Origin of the sequence: Thauera phenylacetica B4P (genome assembly GCF_000310225.1) — a bacterium.
GTDB classification, from domain to species: Bacteria; Pseudomonadota; Gammaproteobacteria; order Burkholderiales; family Rhodocyclaceae; genus Thauera; species Thauera phenylacetica.
In genome coordinates this window covers 1-2800 of the sequence record NZ_AMXF01000361.1, presented here as the reverse complement: position 1 = coordinate 2800, position 2800 = coordinate 1, and the positions used below count along the sequence as shown (strand labels likewise).

Genomic DNA, 2800 nt, shown 5'->3' with positions numbered 1-2800 from the left:
TCGGCGCCGGAGGCGAGCCGGGTGCGCAGGCGGCTCTTGGTGCGGGCGTTGAAGTCGAGCTCGAGCACCTCGCGCGCCGGCAGGTCGCCGTCGTACAGGGACTCGATCAGCAGCACCGCGGGCGCGGGCGTCGGCATCACGAGGTCGGCGAGAAGGTCCTTGGTCATCGGCATGGTCGGTGAACTCCAGGGCTTGGGCAAAGGGCGTGGCACGCGAGCGGCGACCGCGCCCTAGAACAGGAAATAGCGCTGCGCCAGCGGCAGCTCGGTGGCGGGCTCGCAGCTCAGGTGCTCGCCGTCGGCGCGCACGACGTAGGTCTCGGGGTCGACCTCGATCTCGGGCGTTGCGTCATTCAACACCATGTCGGCCTTGGTCACCCTGCGGCAGCCCTTCACCGCCACCAGCGGCTTCTGCAGCCCGAGCGCGGCGACCGCGGCGTTGTGCAGCGCGGCCTGCGACACGAAGGTCACCGCGCATTTGAGCGCGCGCCCGTAGCTACCGAACATCGGCCGCCAATGCACCGGCTGCGGGGTCGGGATGGAGGCGTTGGGGTCGCCCATCGCCGCCGCCGCGATCATGCCGCCCTTGATCACCAGGCTGGGCTTGACGCCGAAGAAGGCCGGCCGCCACAGCACCAGGTCGGCGAGCTTGCCCGGCTCGATCGAGCCCACCTCGTGGGCGATGCCGTGGGTGATCGCCGGGTTGATGGTGTATTTGGCGATGTAGCGCTTGACGCGGAAGTTGTCGTTGGCGGTGCTGTCCTCGACCACCGCGACCGCGTCGGGCACCGCCGCGGCGGCGCTGCGCCGGGGCGCCAGCCAGGCGCGCTGCAGCTTCATCTTGTGCGCGGTCTGCCAGGTGCGGATCACCACCTCGCCGACCCGGCCCATCGCCTGCGAGTCCGACGACATCATCGAGAACGCGCCGCTGTCGTGCAGGATGTCCTCGGCGGCGATGGTCTCGCGGCGGATGCGCGACTCGGCGAAGGCCACGTCCTCGGCGATCGAGGGGTCGAGGTGGTGGCACACCATCAGCATGTCGAGGTGCTCGTCGATGGTGTTGACCGTGTACGGCCGTGTCGGGTTGGTCGAGGACGGCAGCACGTTGGGCCGGCTGATGGCTCGGATGATGTCCGGCGCATGGCCGCCGCCCGCGCCCTCGGTGTGGAAGGTGTGGATGGTGCGATCCTTGAACGCCGCCAGCGTGGTCTCGACGAAGCCCGACTCGTTGAGCGTGTCGGTGTGGATGGCGACCTGGATGTCCATCTGCTCGGCCACCGTCAGGCAGTTGTCGATCGCAGCCGGCGTCGTGCCCCAGTCCTCGTGCAGCTTGAGGCCGATCACCCCGGCCTGCACCTGCTCCTTCAGCGGCGCGGGCAGGCTGGCGTTGCCCTTGCCGAAGAAGCCGAGGTTCATCGGGAAGGCCTCGGCTGCCTCCAGCATGCGGTGGATGTGCCACGGCCCCGGCGTGCAGGTGGTGGCGAAGGTGCCGGTCGCCGGCCCGGTGCCGCCGCCGAGCATGGTGGTGACGCCCGAGCTCAGCGCCTCCTCGATCTGCTGCGGGCAGATCCAGTGGATGTGGCTGTCGATGCCGCCCGCGGTGAGGATCATGCCCTCGCCGGCGATCACCTCGGTGCCGGCGCCGATCGGGATCGTCACCCCGGGCTGGATGTCCGGGTTGCCGCCCTTGCCGATCTTCCAGATGCGGCCGTCCTTGAGGCCCACATCGGCCTTCACGATGCCCGCCACCGCGTCGATGATCAGCGCGTTGGTGACGATGGTGTCGGCCACGTCGGCCGAGACGCCCTGGCCCTGGCCCATGCCGTCGCGGATCACCTTGCCGCCGCCGAACTTCACCTCCTCGCCATAGATCGTGAAGTCGTGCTCGACCTCGACCACCAGCGCGGTGTCGGCGAGCCGCAGCCGGTCGCCCACCGTGGGGCCGAACATCTCCGCGTACGCGCGGCGCGAGATCTTCGCCATCACAGGCCTCCTTCGCCGCGGTGCGCGGCGGGCGCGTTCGCCGGCTCGTCCAGCCGCCCCATGACGAGGCCGTTGAAGCCATACACCTCGCGCTCGCCCGCCAGCGCCACGAGCTCGACGGTGCGCCACTGCCCGGGCTCGAAGCGCACCGCCGTGCCGGCGGCGATGTTGAGGCGGAAACCGCGCGCCGCCGCGCGGTCGAAGTCGAGCGCAGTGTTGGTCTCGGCGAAGTGGTAGTGCGAGCCGACCTGGATCGGGCGGTCGCCCGTGTTGCTCACCACCAGCGTGCGCGTGGCGCGGCCGACGGCGAGTTCGATGTCGCCATCGGCGACGAGGAGTTCTCCGGGGATCATCGACCTGCTCCTCACACGATCGGGTTGTGCACGGTCACCAGCTTGGTGCCGTCGGGAAACGTCGCCTCGACCTGGATGTCGGGGATCATCTCGGCGACGCCTTCCATCACGTCGGCGCGCGTCAGCAGGGTCGCGCCGAAGCTCATCAGCTCCGCCACCGTCCGGCCGTCGCGCGCGCCTTCGAGGATCGCGCAGCTGATCAGCGCCACCGCCTCTGGGTAGTTCAGCAGCAGGCCGCGCGCGCGCCGGCGCTCGGCGAGCAGGCCGGCGGTAAACACCAGCAGCTTGTCCTTCTCGCGTGGGCTCAGTTCCATCGTCTTCCTCCGTGGCGGCGCGGTGCCGCCCATGGCTCCTCAGGTGTTCCAGATCCGCGGCGTGTGCGCCGCCCGCCCCGCCACCGCCGGGCGCGCCGCTGCCCACAGGCGGGCGAACCACTGCCGGCCGGGCTCGCAGGCCGGCCCCAGC

Annotated in this window: 4 protein-coding genes; all 4 read right to left on the bottom strand. The window is 70.6% G+C overall.

All coding sequences use genetic code 11. The annotated features are described in order from the left end of the window. Window positions 1–230: 230 nt before the first annotated feature. Genes ureC through C667_RS26965 form a run of 4 tightly spaced genes read right to left on the bottom strand, consistent with a single transcriptional unit; the run spans window position 231 to window position 2799 of the window. Window positions 231–1982: an urease subunit alpha gene (ureC, locus tag C667_RS21910; RefSeq protein ID WP_004385119.1), complete on the bottom strand. Its 1752-nt coding sequence runs from the start codon at window positions 1980–1982 to the stop codon at window positions 231–233. After that, window positions 1982–2335: an urease subunit beta gene (locus C667_RS21905; protein ID WP_004385117.1), complete on the bottom strand. Its 354-nt coding sequence runs from the start codon at window positions 2333–2335 to the stop codon at window positions 1982–1984. The genes ureC and C667_RS21905 overlap by 1 nt, the downstream gene beginning before the upstream one ends. Before the next feature lie 11 nt (window positions 2336–2346). Continuing rightward, window positions 2347–2649 (bottom strand): urease subunit gamma, encoded by a 303-nt coding sequence (ureA, locus tag C667_RS21900; RefSeq protein ID WP_004385115.1) that lies wholly within the window; start codon window positions 2647–2649, stop codon window positions 2347–2349. 39 nt (window positions 2650–2688) lie between these two features. After that, window positions 2689–2799 carry an urease accessory protein UreD gene (locus C667_RS26965; protein ID WP_039922727.1) on the bottom strand — a complete coding sequence of 37 codons (111 nt, stop codon included), beginning with the start codon at window positions 2797–2799 and terminating at the stop codon, window positions 2689–2691. Between the last annotated feature and the right edge of the window lies 1 nt (window position 2800).